This window comes from Streptomyces millisiae (assembly GCF_031845425.1).
Lineage (GTDB): Bacteria > Actinomycetota > Actinomycetes > Streptomycetales > Streptomycetaceae > Streptomyces > Streptomyces millisiae.
Window position 1 is genome coordinate 1 of the sequence record NZ_JAVREM010000300.1, and the last position, 454, is coordinate 454.

Annotated in this window: 1 protein-coding gene; it reads right to left on the reverse strand. The window is 67.8% G+C overall.

All coding sequences use genetic code 11. The annotated features are described in order from the left end of the window. Nucleotides 1–81: 81 nt before the first annotated feature. Nucleotides 82–454 (reverse strand): hypothetical protein (locus RNC47_RS36780; protein ID WP_394814963.1); only part of this gene is annotated, 373 nt, incomplete at its 5' end.

Consider the following 454-nt stretch of genomic DNA (forward strand, 5'->3'; position numbering starts at 1 on the left):
GTCTTCAGCAACTCCCAGTTGCGGTCGGACAGGGCTTTCCACATTTCGCGGACGGTCTGCTCGACGGAGCCAACGGTTTGCTCAACGGACACTGGACAATTCACCTTTCTCGACGGCCGGCGCGGGAGTATGGTGCGCGGCGCGCAGGAACTGGCCGGTGCGCCGGCGTCCCACCAGGTCGGTCAGCGCGCCGTCGGCGAACACAGTGCGCCCACCGACCAGCACCGCGGTGACGGTGTCGTCGTTGCGGTTCACCATGCGGGACAGCCCGCCGTAGTGGTCGACGGTCTCCTCGGCGTAGGCGTCGAGGGAGTCGTCGAGCCGCTCCGGGTCGATGACCACAACGTCGGCGCGATCCCCGATGCGCAGGTGGCCGGCGTCGATCCGGTACCAGTCGGCGAGCTCACCGGTGAGTCGGTGCACTGCCTGCTCGATCGACATGAAGGGCGTGCCC